19 protein-coding genes and 1 pseudogene are annotated in these 19,919 nt (G+C 61.3%); 7 read left to right on the top strand and 13 right to left on the bottom strand.

The annotated features are described in order from the left end of the window. Positions 1 to 30: 30 nt before the first annotated feature. Positions 31 to 2,769: a DUF4365 domain-containing protein gene (locus tag ACQPYS_RS03215; protein ID WP_433491655.1), complete on the top strand. Its 2,739-nt coding sequence runs from the start codon at positions 31 to 33 to the stop codon at positions 2,767 to 2,769. Positions 2,770 to 2,793: 24 nt separating this feature from the next. Here ACQPYS_RS03215 and ACQPYS_RS03210 read toward each other — a convergent pair whose 3' ends face one another. The 3 genes from ACQPYS_RS03210 to ACQPYS_RS03200 form a co-directional block, all read right to left on the bottom strand. Further along, positions 2,794 to 2,946: an HNH endonuclease gene (locus ACQPYS_RS03210; RefSeq protein ID WP_433491654.1), complete on the bottom strand. Its 153-nt coding sequence runs from the start codon at positions 2,944 to 2,946 to the stop codon at positions 2,794 to 2,796. A gap of 180 nt (positions 2,947 to 3,126) precedes the next feature. Next, on the bottom strand, positions 3,127 to 4,044 hold the full coding sequence (locus tag ACQPYS_RS03205; protein WP_433491653.1) for a hypothetical protein: 918 nt from the start codon (positions 4,042 to 4,044) through the stop codon (positions 3,127 to 3,129). 42 nt (positions 4,045 to 4,086) lie between these two features. Continuing rightward, positions 4,087 to 5,409 carry a hypothetical protein gene (locus tag ACQPYS_RS03200; protein ID WP_433491652.1) on the bottom strand — a complete coding sequence of 441 codons (1,323 nt, stop codon included), beginning with the start codon at positions 5,407 to 5,409 and terminating at the stop codon, positions 4,087 to 4,089. 285 nt (positions 5,410 to 5,694) lie between these two features. On the opposite strand from ACQPYS_RS03200, the gene ACQPYS_RS03195 reads away from it, so the two are divergent. From ACQPYS_RS03195 to ACQPYS_RS03180, 4 genes are all read left to right on the top strand, one after another. Beyond that, the gene (locus ACQPYS_RS03195; RefSeq protein ID WP_433491651.1) at positions 5,695 to 6,357 is read left to right on the top strand and encodes an NAD(P)/FAD-dependent oxidoreductase; all 663 of its coding nucleotides are present in this window, start codon (positions 5,695 to 5,697) and stop codon (positions 6,355 to 6,357) included. Next, positions 6,318 to 6,881, top strand: coding sequence for a hypothetical protein (locus tag ACQPYS_RS03190; protein ID WP_433491650.1), 564 nt, complete (start codon positions 6,318 to 6,320; stop codon positions 6,879 to 6,881). The genes ACQPYS_RS03195 and ACQPYS_RS03190 overlap by 40 nt, the downstream gene beginning before the upstream one ends. Beyond that, positions 6,878 to 7,975 (top strand): DegT/DnrJ/EryC1/StrS family aminotransferase, encoded by a 1,098-nt coding sequence (locus tag ACQPYS_RS03185; protein WP_433491649.1) that lies wholly within the window; start codon positions 6,878 to 6,880, stop codon positions 7,973 to 7,975. Before ACQPYS_RS03190 ends, ACQPYS_RS03185 begins: the two co-directional genes overlap by 4 nt. A 101-nt stretch (positions 7,976 to 8,076) precedes the next feature. Continuing rightward, entirely contained in the window at positions 8,077 to 9,168 is a 1,092-nt protein-coding gene (locus ACQPYS_RS03180; RefSeq protein WP_433491648.1) for a DUF4238 domain-containing protein, read from the top strand. Between the two features lie 119 nt (positions 9,169 to 9,287). Here ACQPYS_RS03180 and ACQPYS_RS03175 read toward each other — a convergent pair whose 3' ends face one another. Beyond that, positions 9,288 to 10,415, bottom strand: a complete 1,128-nt coding sequence (locus tag ACQPYS_RS03175) for a DUF4365 domain-containing protein (RefSeq protein ID WP_433491647.1) — start codon at positions 10,413 to 10,415, stop codon at positions 9,288 to 9,290. Between the two features lie 245 nt (positions 10,416 to 10,660). On the opposite strand from ACQPYS_RS03175, the pseudogene ACQPYS_RS03170 reads away from it, so the two are divergent. Then, a pseudogene (locus ACQPYS_RS03170) lies at positions 10,661 to 10,928 on the top strand (transposase); the annotation flags it as partial. A gap of 37 nt (positions 10,929 to 10,965) precedes the next feature. On the opposite strand, the gene ACQPYS_RS03165 reads toward ACQPYS_RS03170, so the two are convergent. The 9 genes from ACQPYS_RS03165 to ACQPYS_RS03125 all read right to left on the bottom strand — a co-directional run bounded on the left by ACQPYS_RS03165 (position 10,966) and on the right by ACQPYS_RS03125 (position 19,055). Next, a complete protein-coding gene (locus tag ACQPYS_RS03165) occupies positions 10,966 to 12,030 on the bottom strand; it encodes a dTDP-glucose 4,6-dehydratase (protein WP_433491646.1) in 1,065 nt (354 codons plus the stop codon). A gap of 123 nt (positions 12,031 to 12,153) precedes the next feature. Next, complete coding sequence (locus ACQPYS_RS03160) at positions 12,154 to 12,645, bottom strand: DUF6083 domain-containing protein (RefSeq protein ID WP_174552591.1); 492 nt, start codon at positions 12,643 to 12,645, stop codon at positions 12,154 to 12,156. Between the two features lie 826 nt (positions 12,646 to 13,471). Further along, the gene (locus tag ACQPYS_RS03155; RefSeq protein WP_433491645.1) at positions 13,472 to 13,897 is read right to left on the bottom strand and encodes a hypothetical protein; all 426 of its coding nucleotides are present in this window, start codon (positions 13,895 to 13,897) and stop codon (positions 13,472 to 13,474) included. A gap of 43 nt (positions 13,898 to 13,940) precedes the next feature. After that, the gene (locus ACQPYS_RS03150) at positions 13,941 to 14,636 is read right to left on the bottom strand and encodes an alpha/beta fold hydrolase (protein ID WP_433491644.1); all 696 of its coding nucleotides are present in this window, start codon (positions 14,634 to 14,636) and stop codon (positions 13,941 to 13,943) included. Positions 14,637 to 14,923: 287 nt separating this feature from the next. Beyond that, the gene (locus ACQPYS_RS03145) at positions 14,924 to 15,562 is read right to left on the bottom strand and encodes a DUF6636 domain-containing protein (protein WP_431940835.1); all 639 of its coding nucleotides are present in this window, start codon (positions 15,560 to 15,562) and stop codon (positions 14,924 to 14,926) included. 135 nt (positions 15,563 to 15,697) lie between these two features. Next, complete coding sequence (locus ACQPYS_RS03140; RefSeq protein WP_431940834.1) at positions 15,698 to 16,039, bottom strand: hypothetical protein; 342 nt, start codon at positions 16,037 to 16,039, stop codon at positions 15,698 to 15,700. A gap of 110 nt (positions 16,040 to 16,149) precedes the next feature. Next, the gene (locus ACQPYS_RS03135) at positions 16,150 to 17,304 is read right to left on the bottom strand and encodes a 3-oxoacyl-[acyl-carrier-protein] synthase III C-terminal domain-containing protein (protein WP_431940833.1); all 1,155 of its coding nucleotides are present in this window, start codon (positions 17,302 to 17,304) and stop codon (positions 16,150 to 16,152) included. 96 nt (positions 17,305 to 17,400) lie between these two features. After that, complete coding sequence (locus ACQPYS_RS03130) at positions 17,401 to 17,925, bottom strand: flavoprotein (RefSeq protein WP_433491643.1); 525 nt, start codon at positions 17,923 to 17,925, stop codon at positions 17,401 to 17,403. 2 nt (positions 17,926 to 17,927) lie between these two features. Next, positions 17,928 to 19,055 (bottom strand): DUF5938 domain-containing protein, encoded by a 1,128-nt coding sequence (locus ACQPYS_RS03125; protein ID WP_433491642.1) that lies wholly within the window; start codon positions 19,053 to 19,055, stop codon positions 17,928 to 17,930. A gap of 422 nt (positions 19,056 to 19,477) precedes the next feature. Between ACQPYS_RS03125 and ACQPYS_RS03120 the strand changes: the two genes are divergently transcribed. After that, the gene (locus tag ACQPYS_RS03120; protein WP_433491641.1) at positions 19,478 to 19,909 is read left to right on the top strand and encodes a hypothetical protein; all 432 of its coding nucleotides are present in this window, start codon (positions 19,478 to 19,480) and stop codon (positions 19,907 to 19,909) included. Positions 19,910 to 19,919: the final 10 nt, after the last annotated feature.

Below are 19,919 nucleotides of genomic sequence, written 5' to 3'. Positions count from 1 at the left end.
ATCGTATCGGCGACAAGGAGTGACTGGATCGTGCCTCTAGGCAAGAAGGTGATTCGCCAGACTCTGATCGGCGAAGCCGGTATCGCATTGATCCACACCCGTGTCACGGAGATGGGTTTCCTCTTCCACCCGCGCCGCGTCGACCACGGTATCGACGGGCATATCGACCTGGTCGATCCCGTGAGCGGCGAAGTCCTCAACTTGGTGCTGCTGGTCCAGAGCAAGGCCAGTACTTTGCCATTCACCGCGGAAACCGACACCTCGTTTCGGTATACGTGCGACGCGCGTGATCTCAACTCTTGGTTGCGTGGAAACGCGCCAGTGATACTTGTCTTGTCTCATCCCGAACAACATCAGGCGTGGTGGGTCGACATCAGAGAGGAATTCGCGGAACCCCAGAGCCGGGCTTCGCGAATTATCAAGGTGGACAAACGTCGTCAAGTCTTCGACGCATCGGCGGCGCAGGAACTACTGCGCCGCGCCGCACCTAGGATTATCCAGCCCTATGAGGCGCCGACCGGCCCGGGCCGACCAGTGTCGGAATTTCGGGACCCGTTCGCGCTCGAAGTGCACGAGTCGATCAGTCCTCACGGGGCCACGCCCGTTTCACAGTTACCGCTTTACGTCCGGCGCCAGCACGACGGTGAGCTGGAGAAGGTCGTCGACCAGTCGCTGACAGGTGATAGTGCTCTTGCTGTCTTGCTGGGCAACTCATCGACCGGGAAGACGCGCTCTGCTTGGGAGCAAGTTCAGCGCCTGCCCGGACACTGGCGGCTATGGCAACCGATTTCTCCGGACGAGCTTCTGGCGGACCTCCCCGCACTCGGCAGGCATGTAGTGCTGTGGCTGAATGAGTTACATCGATTTCTCTACACCGAGGACACCCAGCGTGACGAGACAATCGCTGCATGGCTCCGCCAAACGTTACGGGACTCGGATCGCGCCCCAGTACTGATACTGGGCACACTCTGGCACGAGTACCGGCTTCAGATGGTGCCCGCAGAGGACGACAATGACATCCGACCACAGGTGCGAACGCTCCTGAGCGGACACTTCATCGCGGTGCCGGAGACTTTTACCGACGGTGAATTACGCCAGCTTGCCAGGGCGGCACCACAAGATCCACGACTTACAGAGGCGCAAGCCAACGCCGAGGACGGCCATGTCACGCAGTATCTGGCAGGTGGCCCGGCGCAGATCGAGCGCTACCTGACTGCGGACCCGACCGCACAAGCTGTTCTGCACGCGGCGATGGACGCTCGTCGGCTCGGCTGGAGTGTGTCCCTACCCGCTCGGTTCCTCGATGACGCCGCACGGGCGTACTTGACAGAATTGCAGCAAGACAACCTGCGAGGTGACTGGTTCGACCGCGCGATCAGCTATCTACTGCCGTTGTGCCGCGGTGCCCGTGGGCCGCTGTCACGGGTCCATTCCAGGACAGGAGACTCATCCGAGACGGCCTATCGTTTGGTTGATTACCTTGAGCAGTACGCCAAGCAGACTCGCTCAGAAGTATGCCCGCCGGATGGGTTTTGGCTAGCCGCGCTACGCAAGCCTGTTACGAGGGAAGACCAGGCGTCACTTGCCAAAGCCGCTTACGTCCGCAATCGGATGGAGATCGGTCATCAGCTGGCCCAAGCCGCCGCGGCCCGCGGTGACGCGTCAGGCGTGGCCAGCTTTGCTTCATTGGTTGACAACGCCGACGGGCGCGAAGCCGCACTACCTTACTTTCGGCTGGCGGCGGAAAATGGTGATGCCTGGTCTCAGGTGGTGATGGGCGCGTGGCACGAAGACTGCGGTGAATTCGATACCGCGACGAGGTGGTACAGCGCCGCCGACAACGGGAAGAACCCTCATGCCCTGGTCGGATTGGCGTCGATGCAACTGCGTGTGGGAGAGGCTGAGCGTGCGGAGCAGCTGTTCGAGCAAGCGCTCAAGGCCGGCGGGGCGAAGGCAGTCGAATATCAGGCCAGAGAACTCGCCGCGCAAGGTAAGCACGGGCTGGCTCTTCATCTTGCCGTGAAGGCATACGCTGGCGGCAATGACACGGCCCTGACGGGCCTGGCCTGGACCTACGTTTCCACTGACAGCAAGCGTGCTTTCGCTGTGATGAAACTGGCTATGCGGCTCGGGTTTCAGGATGCGATCACGGAGCTGATCATTCTCGCCAGTACAGGGGAGGACAGAGATCTGACGCTCGCCTATTGCGACCTCGCTGAGCGGACCGGAAATTCCAATGCGATGCGCGTCGCTGGAATAATGCACCTGAGGTATGGAAGTGAACGTCGGGGTGCGGCGCTGCTCTGGAGGGCCTTCAACGGTGGAGATCCTATTTCGCTATTCGAGCTGGGAAAGCTTCGTGAAGAGCAAGGGCGCATGCGTCACGCACGGCGGGTCTACCGAAGACTGATAGAAGCGGGACAACCCTATGCGCTCGTGAAGCTTGCAGAGTTGCATGAACGTATTGGTGACGTTCATGCCGCCGAGCAGCTGGCCGAGCAATACGAGCGTCTGTCTATGTTGCCACTGGACGAAGCTGCATGGTTCGCGGTCGCCGCCGCCCGGCAGGATCGCGGAGACATCGCAGGTGCCGAAAACTTACTATGGCGTCGGGTGACGAGAGGCAGCAGCGCAGCTTTGGTGGAAATTGCCCAGCTACGAATGAAGAGGGGCGATCATGCTGAAGTACAGGACATACTGCGCCGAGCTGTGAACGGCGGGAACACCACCGCGAAGAGACTGCTGGCGAAGTCGGAAGCCGATATCTGAACGATCGATCCCATCGGCGATTTCTCAGTCGACAGAATAGTCGTGACAGCTGGGGCACAACAGCAACAGGTTCTCTACGGAACTCCGTTCTTCCGTCGTGGAAATCCCTGGAGCAGCCCGTGGACCGGGATATGATAGCGCATGGGTGTGCGCAGTCTCCGCAGTGGGCGCACGCATTACGTCGATGTCGAGCTCGCGTCGACACCGATGACACGTGGACACCACGCCCCGTACCCACCTCGGTACCGACAATGCTTGTGCTGCAGAGCGATTAGATGAAACAACCCACAGGTAGATCCCCGGCATCGGCCCCGAATCCGGCGACCGATTATATAACGAGCGTTGCATCACAAGGAATTAGCTCTGTGGCCCCCACATTCGGTCGCGCTCAGCTTCTAACCGCACAGCCAGGTCTTCCGGGAGAGCAAGCGCGTTAGCATCGAGATCGACCTCGTCCCAGTGAAGACCCACCACGAATTCAACCACCTCCCGGTGCAATCGCTTGTGCGACGGCATAGTCTGCAGGTCGAACTTTTTGAGTATCTCATTTGTAAGCATCGCGATTAGAACAGTGTTGCTCACATCGCCATCGGGACTGGAAGCCAGTTCATCAAATTTCTCCATCCCCTCATCGGACTCACGTAGATGCTCCAGCATGGTTACCAAGTTCTGGTAGGGGTCTTCTGTGCCGCCAGAAGCATCAAAGAGCCGAGCCGGGTCGTATCCGTCTCGATGCGCTGCCACGACAGCCTCGGAGAATACGAGCTTCGCGAATTCTATGTAGAGATCGGGGGTATCTCCCGCAATGCGCTCGACTTCCACCCATGCATCGGCGAGTGTCGTATCGGGTGTCGCTTCCTCACGAATCGGCAGAACATAATGCTGGAGAATGTAGGCTACGAGATCGCGGAACGAATCCGGTTCGATCGTTTCGCTTCGAGACTCCAGCCCCTGAAAGAAGTTCGCGAATCCCCCGACCGATGGCGAAAGTTCAGCTGCTACATTGTTGGCGACAACCTCACGGACCTCCGCGAGATCGATCATGTCGCATAGTATCAACCGGACCAGGTCCGCATACAAGTCCGAGTAGCCTGCTGCCACAATATTGTCCCGCAGCGACTTTACGATGTCGGCGTCCAGATCACCCAAGGCGATATCGCCGAGCACAGGCCTCACGACAGCCTCGATGACATCTTTCGCTGCGACCATAAGAAGGTCAAAGCCCTTTTTATCTCGCTTGTATTTGCCGGATTTATTCTTTTTCTTCTTACTCAATTGTTAGATCCCGTTCTGTTTCGTCCGATGGCCCTGTCTCGATTAGGCAGCGATGGTGGTCAGGGTATGGAATCGGATGCGGAACTCTTCGGCGTCGCTGCCGGAGGTGCTGAGCGCAAGGTGATGCACTGGCCGCATCTCGTTGACCAGCCGCTGGGATTTCACGGGTCCTTCGAACAGAGCGAGGGCGGTGAGCCCTTCGGCCAACGCGGCCTGGGTTTCGCCGAGGTCGGCCAGAGAAGCGGCGTAGTAGGCGCGGTAGGACGCCTCGTCGCGCAGGGGATGCTGGCCCTCATGGATTGTGTCGCGGTAGATCCCTGCAGCGGTGTCGTATTCACCGAGATACCGGCGGGCGTGGGCTTCGATGGTGCGAATCTCATCCGCGGTGATGTAATGCAGCCGGACCGGATCGTCCGGGTCGTCCAGGCCCCGGTCGACCTGCCGCCAGGCGGCGGCGATCGCGCGTTCGCATTCGCGGCGGTCTCCGACCGCGGCGTAGGCGACGCCTTCGCGAGCGGCGAGGATGGCTTGCAAGCGGGCGGAGCGATCACTGCGGCTGCGGTCACTGGCCCGCAGGCTCAGCTGCAACGCTTCGCGCATTCGGCCGGCGGTCCATGCCTGCTGGCGTAGTGCATCGATGATGTCGGCGGCAACGGAGTCGTCACCACTGCGTTCGGCCAGGATCAGGGCATCTTTGTAGCAGCGGGCCGCCGTGGCTTGGTCACCGCTATCGTAGGACAGCCAACCGCTCACCAGTCCGAGATCAGCGGTCACGGCGGCCAGTTCGGTGCCGGTCGTGGTGTCGTAGTCAGCGTGGTCGAGCAACCGCTGCGCGGTGGTGAATTGATCGACCGCGGCTTGAAGCATGCCGCCGCTACCGAAATCGTTGTCATGGGCCCACAGCCGATCCGCAGCCGCCGCAAAATACCGGACATGGTCGGACCCGACCAGTCGGGGCGTCGCTGGTGCGGCAGCGTTGGCCGGTGAGGCGGTGGCGGTGAGGGCCGCGCCGAGGATGAGGGCGCTGACCTGCCCGAACTGTCGACGGTCCACATCGGCTCCTTGATAGTCGGTGATTTCGATGTTCCCAACCTCAGGGGTTTGGAGCAAGGCCGGCAGCAATGCCAGCCGCGGGATACCGAGTGCGTCGGCGGCACGTCCGAGCTGGTAGACATCGCACAGCGTGGCGACCTCGTCGCGTTCGATCCGACCCACATGGGTCCGGTTCCAATGCATGAGTTCACCGAATCCGGCCTGAGTGAGCCCGGCGGCCTTACGGACCAGCTTGAACGCACGGCCGGGTCGGCCCTGAGCCAGGGCAGCACGGAATTCTGATGTGTCCCACGCGAAAACCGGGTCATTCATGGCCCCACCACCTATTTGACCTGCACTGATTCCGTCACTATGGCAGAGACTGTATGCCGGAGCCGTGATTGTCGACCGCATATTCTGCACATTCGCCCGCCCGGTATATGCACTCGCCCAACAGTATTGGCTCGGTGCAGGCTTGATACCAGCATCAGGTGCCCGGGAGCGTGCCCGAGCGTCGGGATTCGGAGCTGGGCTGAGCGGTTCTCCGAATTCCGGCCGCCGACCTGGGACCTTGGGCACCTGATGCCTTCCAACCACAGGCAGATAAGGCGGTGGAGGATGACAACCGAAGTCGATTGTGTGATCGTCGGCGGTGGGGTCACTGGTCTGATGACTGCGGCTCGGCTCGCAGAATCCGGCCGGCGGGTACGGCTTATCGAGCGCGACCTACTCGGGTCGGGCGCGACGATTAGCAACCACGGACTAATTCATTCCGGAGCGTTATACGCGCGGTGGCATCCCGAAATCGTCGCCGCCTGCCGACAAGCACAGGTTGCCTACCGGGCCTCGTTCCCCGACTGCCTTGTCGCGGCCGAATCATGCTGGTACTTCGCGACCGTGAACACGCTGCACAACTACCAAAACCTGTGGTGCAGGCACGATATCGTCCATCACACAGTCGATCCTCGTGATCTCGGCACGGTCTTCCGAACCGAGGCCCGCGACATCGCGGCCTGCGCGATCGACGAGGTTGTCCTCGACACCCGCGCGCTGCTGACAGCGCTGGCCGCTCGATGCATGGACCTGGGAGTCGAGGTGTCGGTGGGGCTCACCACCGACCAGATCCTCATCGACAACGGCCGGGTCCGTGGCGTATTCACCGGTGACGGAGTGGTGCGGCCCGGCAGGTGGTGGTGTGCGCAGGTATCGGCACCCGGGACCTGCTCGACCGCGCTGGCTCGGTGGTCGGCGCAGAGCTGGCCTCGCGGCTGGAGATGCTGACCGCCTATTCCGGCGCCCTGACCCGCCCGGTCATCGGCTTGGAGTTCGGATGGCCGGCCCTCGCGCCCGCCGCTGTCGTCGGCACCGTGCTGGCTTCTCGTTACGGCGGAGCACAACGCACGGTGGAGCGGCGCGGGCGCTGGCCCGTTCCGACTGCGGAAGCCGCCGCGCTCGACGGGGAACTGGCCGAGTGGATTGCGCCGGGAGTAATCGACCATGCCGAGCCGGTCGCGTGGGTGTGTTCGAAGACCGAACACACGATCCGCGACCAGGACCAGTGGGGTACCTCCCCGAACTACACCGTCATCGACCATCAACGGCGTGAAGAGATCGGCGGGCTGTGGACCGTACTACCAGGAAAGATGACCCTGGCGTTGCACGCCTCCCGTGACGTGGCCGCAGCGGTCACCGGTGAGACGAAGCCGCTGGGCTTGGCGCCCGCGACGCTTCGCGATCTCGACGGTGCCCGTGAACTCGTCGGGATCTCGCCGTGGGCGGTCCACCAGGAGGTGCAGGCGCAATGATCGTTCCGTTCACCGCGGCTCTGCCCGAGGCCGAGGTTCGGGTCGCACTCGCAGCCATCGAGGAGATCCTGCGGTCCGGGAACCTCGTGCTGGGCCGCCACACCGAAACCTTCGAGGCCGCAGTCGCAGTGATGGCCGGCACCCACCATGCGGTGGCGGTCAACTCCGGATCCACCGCGCTCGAGATCATCTTCCGCAGCCTCGAGGTGTCCGGGCGCACCGTGCTGGTGCCGACGAACACCAACTACGCAACCGCAGCCGCCGCCGGCAACGCCGGTGCCCGAGTGCAGCTCTATGACTCCGGCCTCTACCCAGACCTCGACGATATCGCCGCCCGCCTCACCCCTGACGTTGCTGCGGTGGTGGTAGTCCATATCGGCGGCTACCTCAGCCCAGACCTCCCCGAACTCGCACGGATTTGCGCCCGCGCCGGGGTGCCGTTGATCGAGGACGCCGCCCACGCCCACGGCGCGCACCAGGCGGGTAGACCGGCAGGCGGGTTCGGGCTGGCGGCGGCGTGGTCGTTCTTCGCCACCAAGGTCATCACCACCGGCGGCGAGGGTGGCGCGCTCACCACCAACGACCCCGACGTGGCCGCATTCGCCCGCCGAGCCCGCAACCAGGGTAAAGACAACAACGGCCGGCACATAATCGCCGGTAACAGCTGGCGGATGACCGAGATCGGCGCCGTCATCGGCAGCGCTCAACTCGAGCACCTCACCCGCGACGTGGATGCCCGACGAGAGGTTATCGACCGCTACGCCGCAGAGTTGGCGACATCGGGTCTGACCTTCCCGACCGTTGCTCCCCAGGGACAGGTAAGCGGCCATAAATGCGTCGCTCTGCTCGGCGAGGGCATCGACCGCACGGCTTTCCGCGCGACCGTCGCCGACCACGGCGTGGCCTTGGCCCGGGGAGTCTACGAGCAGCCACTGCACGAACAGCCAGTGTTCGCCGCCCTCAACGTCACCGACGCATTTCCCTCCGCCGACGACTTCGCTGACCGCCACTTCTGCCTACCGCTGTGGCGGAGCATGGACAACGAAACCATCGAACAGGTGATCACCGCGGTCGAGGCCGCGGTCAGCGGTTAGTTCGCAGGGCTCAGGCCAGCCCGGCAAACAATCGAGGCATTCTCGGAGTCCAACCACTCGATGGCGACGGGCGCGGACCCGCGCAGTCGTAGGATCGCGCGATGGGACCCGATTTCCTGGCTCAACTCGCTGCCATGCGGTTCGACCACCCGTGGTTGGACGAGTCATTCGCGGAAGAGTCCCGCAGGCAGGCAGCAAATGAGGCAGCCAAGGAGCACCACTACGTCCCGCGGTTCTATCTCGCACGGTGGGCAGTCGGGCAACTGATTCAGCCGACGCTCGTCGACACCAAGACCAGGCAGCGGCCTTGTTCTCCGCGGATGGCAGCTCGGGAACGCCAGTTCTACACGCTGCCCTCCACCGGAGACACCATGGACCTGCCGTTGAAGTGGGTCGAAACACACCTCGGCCGGATAGAGAACGCCTGCGCGCGCAGGTTCTCCGAACTCGACCAAGCCAGCGCCGGGAAGATCACCGATGGCAAGCTCAAGCGCGACCTCAGCGTGTTCCTCGGCCTACAGAGGACTCGCACACCCAGCCAGCGCGACTACCACCTGCTCATCATCAAAGCGCCGAGATCGATCAAGAAGGAATTCCTGCGGCTCACCATGCCCGCGGCCTCACCAGCGCAGATCGATGCGGTGTGCCGGAACCGATACGACGATGACAAGCACGAAGCCATCCACCTGATGCTGGCCGATGTCAAGAACGTCCTGGCGATGGCCATATTCCGGCGGCGCTGGGCGATTTATAAAACAGCGACACCAGTCATTACGTGCGATGATCCCGTCATCGCTCTTGCCGGACCTCCCCATGCACGCGAAACTTTCCTCGGATTACGCGACTCCGCGGCCATCATCTACCCACTGGACCCTCATCATATCCTCGTGATGCTCCACGCTGACCTGCAACATCGCGGCTCGTTCACGTTGACCGAGGACGAAACCCTGTCAATCAACCTCGAAGTCGCCGCCGCCGCAACGAGAACCACCTTCGAACAGACCACCGATCACATCGCCGCCGATCTCGACGTACCAGGTCGAGAACTCGTAACACCCCTGAACGATCACGACCTCGAGAACATGGACCGGCAGACCGCACTCGCGATCTTGCTTCGCAAAGGCGCACCGCGGAACCGATGGGCCAATTCCGACCGAGCACCCAGGTGGCCGATTCCGCGCTGGTATTCCTGACCTGACAAATCTGCGGGCCAGCCCAGCGACAGGCTTGATAGTGGTTCGGCGATTCGCGCATCGACGAGCGAACGGATTCGTCGCGTGGTCACTGGCGGTCGAGGCCGCGCTCCGGCGGCTTAATCCAAGACATCGACTCTGCGGAGCTCAGCTACCAACTCGCCGAGCACTTCGTCTGAGAAATGCAGAGGTGCGACCATCTCGATGTTGACATTTTCGCCAGTCGCGATTATCCCAGGAATGGATTCAGCAGTGGCGATGTATGAATCGATGAAGCTATCGAGGCTGTCCAGTGGTTTGTCGGTGAGCCTGGCGGCGATCTCGAACGCATCTTCCAGCTCGGACGGAACGCTCAGCCCGCGGAGTTCAGCGGCGAGTTCGAGGAGCTGGCTGTAAACGTCTACCAATCTCTCGCCGATGTGCACGATGCTATCCGCGTCGCCCGGCACCGCGGCGCTTTCCTCGCCGGGCGGTTCGCCGAATGCAGCGCGCGTAGCTGCGGGATCGAGCACCTTCTCGAATGACCTTTCGATTCGTCCAATGTCGCGATCAAGTTCGCCTATTCGCGCACGAGCCTGCTGGCTGTCCAGCCGTGTGCCGTTCGCGCGGGCGTAACCGAGCCTGTGGTCCCGGCGCTCGCTGGCAAGTTTCGCACGTCCTAGTCTGATGACCCCAGCAAATGCGAGTATCTCCCATGCGTTTGGACGGTCACGCAAGAGCAAGTGGAGCTCTGCGTCTGTTGCAGGCACCTTGGGAAGTGCATCAATTTCTGACTTCTCGCCGCATAGAAGCCACGTCACATCCGCCTTTGCCGCTTCTGCAAGTCGCAATCGCGAATCGGTGTCGAGGACGTTCGAGCGTGGGACGAGGATCTTCCAGCCCTTCCCGCTCGTTCGTTGAAGTGAGTCGGAGTCCACCAACTCCCAGTATGCTGAGCGGTTGTTGACGTCGACAAGGACGATCGCAACAGGGAGCGAATGGCTCATCCAGTACTCGACGTGCTCGGGCTTGAGATAGAACCACCAACCGGAACCAGTAGGACTGTCAAATGCGCTTGCGCCACTCTTGATTTGGATTGCGAGTAGCTTTCCGGTGGGCGATCCGCCTGCGACGATTTCAATGTGAGCATCGATTCCGTAGTCCTCGATCGACTGCTCGCGGAAGATCCAGTTCAGGTCGCTCTCGATGGTCAAACCCACCTGATGTACGCCCGCCCTACCTGTAGTGGCTGAGCCAAGTCTCTGCACGCGCACATCGTCGCACGGGGCTTCGTGACTGGTCCAGAGAGTGTCCTCAAAGCTTGCTGCGTTCGAGGTGCGAGTTTGATTTGATGTGTGGTCGTGGCGCGTAGGCTTGGGTTGGCCGAGGATCAGTGGCGCGCGATCGAGCCGTTGCTCCCGGTCTCGGGGACTAAGCAGGGAGGGTATCCCACGTGGCTGTAATTCGTTGTCCGGCAATGATCTGACCCGCGGTCGACAGGCTTGCTCAGAGACTGGTCCCGGATGCTTTGTGGAACACGTGAAACCGTTGCTACCCGAGTTCATGCCCAGATCACAGGGCGGCGGGACCGCTCCGGTGGGCGAGCGAGCAGTGTTCACCGCAGTGGTGATCGTGTTGACCAGTGGTTGTGCGTGGAGGCATCTGCCGCTGTCGTTCGAGGTGAACGTCCCGACCACGCATCGATGGTTCATGGTGTGGGCTGGTTCGGGGTCTTCGACGCACTGCGCCGGGAGATCCTCGACCGGCTCGGAACCGCCGGCCACCGGCGTTTCCGCCACGAACGCCCACAATTCTGATCTAATGCGCCGGAGCCGGACCCATCTGGCTCCAGTCGAACCCAAGCTCGCCCTTGTCGGCGATGATCGTCTCCCACCATTCTCTATGCTCGACATACCAGGCCACGGTCTCGGCAATTCCGGCCTCGAACTCGTGTTCAGGACGCCACTGGAGATCGGTTTCCAGCTTGGCCGGATCGATAAGGTACCGGCGGTCGTGGTTCGGCCGGTCGGGGATGTGTTCGATCCACTCCTGCGGATCCAGGTCGAGCGCGGTCACGACATGACGGGCGATATCGAGGTTGGTGACCTCACGGCGTGCGGAGATATCGAATATCGGCAACAGTCCGGGGTCGGTGCCCGCGGCGGCCGGAATCGGGTCCAGGTCGGCGTGCAAGACGCGATGTACCGCAGAGCAGTGGTCGGCCACGTGTAGCCAGTCCCGTGATTGCAACCCGTCACCGTAGACCGGTACCTTCTTGCCCCGCAGCAGATTCGTCACCGCGAGGGGGATCAGCTTCTCCGGCAGCTGATACGGACCGTAGTTGTTGGCGCAATGCGTCATCCGGATATCGAGTTCCGGGTAGGTCGCCATATAGGCGCGCACGATCTGGTCCCCGGCCGCCTTCGCCGCACTGTAGGGCGTCTTGGCGTTCAACGGGCTGCGCTCGGTGAACCAGCGCTGGCCCGCCGCCAGCTCCCCGTACACCTCGATCGTCGACACGTGCACATGCGCGGTCACCCCGACGATGCGGCTGCATTCGGCCATCACCTGCGCACCCAGCGCGTTCGACCGCATGAATGCGCCAGGTCCGAGGATCGCGCGATCATTGTGCGATTCGGCGGCGAAGTTCACCACATAGTCGGGCCGGTACCGGCGATAGATCGTCTCCATTGCCGCTGGGTCGGCGATATCGACCCGTTCGAAGCTCACCTGGTCGATCACCGGATCCAGGTTGGCCATGTTCCCCGCGAAGCCGACGTAGTCCACCGCCACCACCTGCGCGTCCGGTTCCCAGCCGGTCAGGAGGTGCACATAGTTTGCGCCGATGAACCCGGCAGCGCCGGTGACGAGGTAAACGGCCATAATCGCTGAGCCTAGCCCAGCCCCACGGATGTGGCTGATATCGCGTGGTCGGTGCCTGTGGAGATCGCAACATCAACTACCACGGCCCCGACCACACCCGTCCCCGAGCTATCCGCGGAATCGTTACTGGTTCTGTCGCGCCATCCATTCGCGGTGGTTCCCCCTCCAGATGGCAAGCAGCAGCGTCCCGTCCTCGGGAGCCCGTCTGGCAGGGCAGACGTCGAAATGGGTGATCCGGCACTCGTCAGTCGGATTAGCACCACCAAGATTGATCGCGGTGCCATCGCCCGCAACGCGCCAACGCTTGCCCGGCGGGATCTTCGCGGTGGGATAGAACCCCGGTTCCATCAGCAGCCAACGGCCGTTTCTGGTCCGATGCCATGAGCATTCGGTCTCGCAGTGCTTGCACGCCGTGGGTGTGCCTTCTCTGGCGTCGGCCACCGGTGCGACGCGTAGCTGGTCGACGGTCAGCTCGAGGTCGAGTTTCTCCGGCTCCCGGTCCGGGAACTTTACCGCCTCGTCCCAACACTGATCGCAGGTGACCGTCCGCATCGGAACGGGCCTTTCCTGCGCGCCCTCACTCGCCCCACAGACCATGCACACCGAGTTACTCACACGAAGATGGTTTCACGATTGCGTCGAAGGCCAACAGCTTTCAGCGCTTCTGCCGATCCGCCGGAGCCCGAGAATGGCCCTGCAGGGCGTGGTTACCTGATCCGTACCGAGACACCAACGGCGGACCCGGCGCCTCCTCGGTCGGCACACCGTGATCAACGCATGAGATACCCATACCGGAACAGCCCTGCGACATCACCTTGAGCCTATCGACGACGCATATCCGAACCATCGCCACCCGCACGTCGTGCGGCGGCTTCCGTGAACCTCCGGTGATCGGCATTACCGAGGGTTCGAGCGTGTCCTTCCTCGCAAACCAACTGATACGAGATACTCCCCCGCATGCCGCCCCGTGCAACCGAACCCGTCGAGCCACACCTCACCGACCGCCAGCCTCGACGGACAAACGGACCAGAAGCTGACTTCGAAATCATCCTCGCCGACGGAACGGAGGCAGAGACACTCACACGACTTCAGGCCAACACCTTCCATGCGATCGCACGATGGCAAGCGGTACAGCGAGACAGCAGCACCACCCACCTATAACTCATAATCGGCTTCGACCACCAACCGCCCACAGGAAAACCGCAGGTCGTCCCGTTCCCATGTTCGACGTGCCCCGCCGAGGGCACAATCTCTGCGCCATTTGCGCATTTCAGGCCCATTTCGATAAGAGGCGAAGACTGGGATATGAGCGAAACTGCAGGTCACCGGTCGCAGGTTCGTGCGCTGGGTTCGCGGTTGGGGAATGCTGCCGAGCATACGGCACCAGCTGTCAGCACGAGCACAGCTGCTTCTCTAAACTTGCGCCGGTGAGGCGATCGAGTCAGGAGCGCCCGTGTTCGCGGTTGAGTTCGTGGTAGCCGCGAAAGGCGAAGAAGCGCAAGCCGTCGATCAGTGCTCCAGACAGGATTTCCGGCAGGGTCCACGGGTGGGTGGTGTAGTCGTCCGTTGCCACGCCTCCATGCTCGAGCAGCAGAGCGACCATTTGGTGAACCTCTGCGGTGCCGTCGATCCGCCCGGAGATGTCGATCTGCACCGCCCGAGTGGGGTGATGTCCGATGGCCGCTTCGAGGAGCGTCACATCCTCGGGATCCCAGTCGGAGAAGAGGTAGCCGGTCTGCTCATCGTCGATGTCGATGTGGAGATTGCCGTCCAGAGTCCACGGATCCCGCTGCCCAGGCAGATGTCGATCGAGCGAGGCGACGGTCTCAGCTCGCTCACCGGTGGGAAACACGAAGACAGTTCGCATGGGTTGGAGCGTAGCCAGTTCAGCTTCGGGGCGACCACGGATTTCAGGGACGGTGCTGGCCCGTCGATGTAGTGGTGGTGCGGTTGGCGATGTCGGCGAAGGCCGGCATGCCGAGGCCGACTGCGGAGGAGCGGCGGGCTGCTTCAGCATCGAGCTGGTCCAGCTTGTTTTGCGCGCCGACGAGGCTGATCTGGAGGCCCTCGACTTCGCCCAGCCATCCTTCCCGTTCCGCCTCGGCGATCCGGACGATCAGGTTGTCGCGGATGTCGGTCGGCCGTGGCCGTTGGACTGGATCAGGCCGGAGGGCACTCCGGCCACCACCCCACACGACGGCTACAGCTCCGAATCGCCGAGGAATCGAACGACGTCGCCCACGAAATGCGGATACGAGACAGTGCCGAGATGGCCGGTGCGCGGGTACAAGATCAGACGCGTGGCCGGGATGCCGTCGGCGACGCGCCGGAAGGTCTCGGTGCTGTAGGAACCATCGCGGGGGCCGCCGACGATCAAAGGTGGGCACCGTGATCTCGCCGAGCCCGGTGTCCCCCGGCACCTCCGGCTGAACCAGCGGATCCAACTGGCGCGCCGCCAACACCACACCGAGTTTGCGCACCACATCGGGATGTTCGGCTGCCAGCTGCAGGGCGATCGAACCACCGGAGGACACACCGAGAACAACAACCGGTTCGCCGAATTCGGCACGCAAAGCGTCGGCATGCTCGTCGCCGAGACCGGCCATGGTGGCACCAGCCTCGGCTCCCCGCGGGCGGTCCGCGAAAATCTGCGGCACTACGGGGTTCCGGTAGTAACTGCCTCTACCCCCATACCCCTCCCAGTACCCGTTTTCGAGGACGTGTTCGTGGTGGGCGGGCCCGCGGCGGTGGGTGAGTGTTCGCGCCCTCGGACTTCACCAAGGCGCTACGTGCGGCCAGGTCCAGATCCTCTATGTCGAGCTGGAGCAGTTCGCACAGCAGCGCAGCCGCCACCGGGCAGAACGATTCTGCTGCCGCCTCAGCCTTTTCACACTCAGAAGATGTGCTGGTTTTCGGCGGCAATGGCGAACCCGTGGCCGCCCGCGACACAACGGACACCCTGCGAGGACGAGCTGCAGGTGTACCCGTCGACAGTCAGGGACTCGCCGTAGTTCAGCACCGCGCCACCGGCGGGCGAACCGTCCGGCGAAATACCGACGAAGATGCCCTGGCTGGTGCACAGGAACTCCGACCTGCCCTCATAGAGGTGCGCAGCGACCTTGCGATCAGGCGCATCAGTACAGTTCGGCAGTTTCGGCGTAACGATGGTCGCCTTCGCCAGCTGGCAGCCGACACCGTAAGGCGCCGAGGCGAGGATGCCGCATTTGATGTTCCCGGAAGGTGACTGGAAGAAATAGCTGCCGTCGATCCGATACTTACTCGCGTCGACGTCGGTGAAGCCACCACTGGCAGGAGCGGAGGTCTCCGAGGCATTCGCCGGCGCCGTGACAGGTGCCGGTGCCGAGCCGGACACCGGCGCGCCCGCCTCCGGCGCCGATGCCGATCCGGCGGTCTGCTGGTCGGACGCGATGGCGTGCAGGCTCGGTGCCGACGTGGTGACCGGCGCTCCTCTCTGGTCGACCGCGCTATCGCAGGCGGTGAGGCCCACGGCCGCTGCCACCAGTGCAGCCACCACAAATACTCTTCGCATGAATCTCTCCTGTTCGCATACCCCCGCCCTCACCTACCCGCGCCGCAAATCAGCGATGATGGATTGATCTGCGCGGTCGTCCACACCCGTGTCGGAACCAGCAATCGGGAGACCGACCTAACCGCTGCCGGTTTCGATGAGATCGAGGACGGGGTTGGATTCGGTGACCTCGACTTGCCGGTTGAAGACCTCGATCCCGTGCGGATTGTCGAGGCAGTGCGCGCCCTCGGCGACTTGCAAGACCACCATGACATGGCGGCTGCCGGGTGCGACATCGGGGATGACGAATTGCGGATTTTCGGCATTGGCGAGTGGCACCTGAAGCTCACCGTCGATCAGGGCGTATGCGCTCCAGCACTGGTAGTCGGACTCTGCCGACACAGTGATCTTCTCGCGCCCTCCGGTGACATTCGCCGAATCGGCGGCGGCAGCGGTGCCGGGTACCGCCAGCATCATCATCGCTGCGGCGAGCCCTGTTACCGCAGTTGCGATCTTGAAATTTCTCGTGCGGGGAACCCGGTTGGTCGACCGATGCCGATTCAACCGAAGTTGACACTGAGGAAGCGAATCTACCTGCCTCTCGAGACATGGGGAGACGTCAGGCACTCTGGGTGAGGCACTTGGATGGGCGCTATGAACGAGCCGCGCTCGGGACCACCGCCGACAAGCGAGAAAGCCACGCGGTCATCAGTCCTAACCTGCTGCGTCATGATGTCCTGATGCAGCATCAACGGGCTCGCAACTGTTATGAGGTTTCCGTATGTCTCGCCGTGGGTTGGTGTTTTCTGGTCCGGCAGATCTGCCATTCGTAGAAAATCATTGACAATGAATGGATTGGCTTGGTGAAGATATATTCGGCGCACTAGATCGTCATAGTTCGGGGCCACTCGAGATAGCTCCTGATGATTCAGGGCCATACCCTCCATATAATATTCTTTGATGGCAGGCGCATTCATCCCGTATGCGGAGTATTGCAGTCCGTCTTCTGAAGCAAAGGGGAGTAGGGCCGACCCACCGGGATGATGCACGAGAGGGTCCGCGAATCCAGGCGCGCCTCCAAAAGGCGTATGACGGTCTCCCGAATACGTCACAATCCCGTCTTCGGCGGCGTTCGCGATGTGAGTTCGACTGAAAACTAGAGCTGCGGCTCCATCGGAAAACAGGGCGGGTGAAGCCCATAAGTCACGAGCGAACGGATGATGAATATTACTCGTATAGCGACTGTCGATTCTGCCGGCCTTGTCCCCCATGACTCGACTGGGGGCGTTATATGTAACGATCAGAGCCCGTTCGACGTCCATAGCTGCCAACAGTCTGGCCGCTCTGACCATCCCTGCACATCCGGTACTGAGGCCGATGGGTGCGACACTGTCGGCCAGGCCGAGCTCTCTCGCAATTTCCATCGAGTCGGCGTCCATCATTGGCTGATAGGGAATAGAGGTGACCGTTATCAGTGTGTCGATGTCTTGCGGCTCGATCCCCGCTGAAGCGAGCGCTCGACGGGCCGCGGACACAGCCGGCCCGAGACTCGAGAAAATCTCAGGGTCCCAGCTTTTGCTGCGAAGTCCGAGGATGCGTGTGATATCAGCTCCCGTCAACGACTGATCAGGGTGCTTCCGATTGGGTATCTGCGCATTGGCCGCCCATTCGTCGATTGGTGTCGGTTCCGCCACCACAGCGGATATACCGGTTATTGCATATGGGAGCCGCTTGGCCAACGCCATACCACTTTCTCGCTATTCTCGACCCGGCAAGTTCATACAACTCAGGAGTACTCATTGGTCGTTGCCACATTCGACCGGCACTACAATGCAAGGAATTTACCCGGAAAGGCTCCTGAGTTCCTGCATGACCATTGACCAAGGGAATTCTTCGCCTGGTTCCGTTCCAGTGGCAGAAGGATGACTACTGGTTACTATCCGAACACCTTCTCGCTTCAGCGATGAAATAGATCGAAGAAACGGCTCGCGAGCGGCGAGTGCAGCATTCAGACTGGGCGCTATAATGACTGGAATCCTCAGCCCCACTGCCTCTGCGGCTATGCTGGTCGCATAGTTGTCGGCAATTCCTTGAGCAATTTTATTGACCGTGTTGAAGGTTGCAGGTGCCACAATCAGCGCATCCGCCCGCGGCGGACGGGGATCTTGCGGAGTGCGTTGTTCGGTTCGTATGGGTTGGCCAACGAGTTCTTCCACCTGCCTTGCATCGACAAAGGCCAATGCTGAATGCGTTGCTGCGACTTGTACGGACCAGCCCTCGTTTTGAGCAACGCTTATTATCTTGAGGACTCCATTCGCTTGGTGAGCTCCGCAGATTACAAGCTGGAGGATCCTGATGCGATCCATCTCTATCGCACGCTCGTAGCACTGCTGATGATTGGATCTGCCACAAGACCGAAGGTCTTGAGAATTGCGTGAAGTTCTCGGTGACCGAAAGCCTGACATCCGGAGGAGAATCCATTTCTGCGATTTCCCTGCTGAAGCAGCGAATATGCGGCATAAGCCTGCAGGAGAGCAGTCTGCTTGTAATTGCAGTTGCCGCGAATTATGCAATGATTCTGTCCGGTCGGTCCTGTCGCATAAACAGAGTCGATGGTTTGGTTTATGCGGGGATTTTCGCGAGGCGGAGTGCGGGATTGCATCGTTGCCGCTACCCGTTCAAGCGCGGAATCCTGCTCTTCTTCAGGCACGTCTACAACCTGCTCCTGGATCATTCTCATGGTTTCCAGTGTCTGTTCCATTATACGTCTGTCAAAAACGCCACCGGCAGCCCTCACGTTGGCGACTCGAGGATCGTCCTTGAACCAAACCGGGTGACCGGTGCCACCCCAGGGAAGTGCCAGAGTGACCTCGTGCCGGCCTGGAACTACGACTTCGAAGAAGGTCAGGGCTTCGCCTTTGACGTATTGATTCTGTTCCAGGTAGAACCATTCTTCCCGAAGATTGGTTAAGATCGTTTTCGCGGAGGCAGCAGAGGGCACGCCTTTCCAGAGGGTCAATATATCAAGGGAATCCAGACCTGGCGTTTCGAGGCAGAATTCTGCAGCAATTTCACCTGTGGTGTACATGTGCGCTATCCCAGGCCCCAACAGGAGATCTGATGCGGCAAACAGTTTTCCCCAGTTACCTTTTGCGTTGAGTAGCCAGTTCTGCTCCCCGGAAGGATCTATATAGTGCATCCCAGAATCCAGACTTGCCTGCACCACATCTGAAGCCAGAGCAGCAAAGGGGCCCACAGTATTTATTACTACACTCGATCCACCGAATAAACGCATCAGAGATGCGTAGGAAATGTCGGACTCGACGATCTCGTATTCTGCCGTCTCGATCCCAGGTATTCTGGTGACAACAGAATGGAGCTCTGAAGCATCCGATCCTGCCGCCGTAAAAGGGACGTTGAACTGACAGAGGTATTCACACACGAGCCTTCCGGTGTAGCCAGAGGCGCCGTATACGACAACCGGATTCTTCGCCAATGAGGAGACCTTTCCGCGGTGACAAGGTCAAGGGCTGGAGACCTGTCAAGACAATCTGCTTCGGTCGAAGTGTATGCCAAGGGGTAACTCGTCGCATCCTGTATTCCCGTCGGGGAGAATGTGGCATTCGGAAGCGATGAATGCGCTGTAACTCTCGGGCACGTTCCATGGTTGGCTCCATCACACGTGACCGACAAATGAACTCGGCCAACATGCCGTCCTACTTCAGTTGCCCTGCTCGGACATCAACCAGCTCAAACAGCATCGTGCAGCGGCAACCAGGTTCGCTATGCTTAGATCGAGTAGCCACCCACCATGACCAGGCATTTACCAGTTGCCCCTGTTCTGCGTGCCATGCCGAGGGCACGTCCTCGCTCGTGAACTTCTCACCGAGCGGTGGCGCGCCCTCGCGGAGCTTGCGGATGATCTACTCGGGCGCTGCCGACGTCGTGACATGGTGTATGACCGAGGCCGCTGCGGCCGGGACCGGCCGGATCCGAGATCATGCCGAGAACCCTGGCTACCGCCACGGTCGATCGGCTTCCGCACCACGGCCGAGGCCGGATGCGTCGACGGGCAAACCATCCGCGCTCCTCACGGAAACGCTCGAGCGCCGGCTCGCCTCGCTCAGCCCCGGGCTTGAATCTTTCCGGGAGCGTACTGTCGAAGGGAACAAGACCGCAGAGGTCTTGCAAACAAAGGATGCCCAGTTGTCCGACAAATCTCCGCGTAGCACGATGTCCAAAAAGCAGGGGAAATCGATCAAGGAGAAACGAGCGGAGAAGAAGGCCAAGTCAGCCGCGACCGAATCCGGTGTCGAAGCCTTGGAGAGCAAGAGCAAGAAGCGCAAATAGACATACTTCT

The sequence above is a fragment of the Nocardia grenadensis genome (genome assembly GCF_050942415.1).
In the GTDB taxonomy this organism is placed as follows: Bacteria; Actinomycetota; Actinomycetes; order Mycobacteriales; family Mycobacteriaceae; genus Nocardia; species Nocardia grenadensis.
This window is presented reverse-complemented; position numbering and strand designations above follow the sequence as displayed.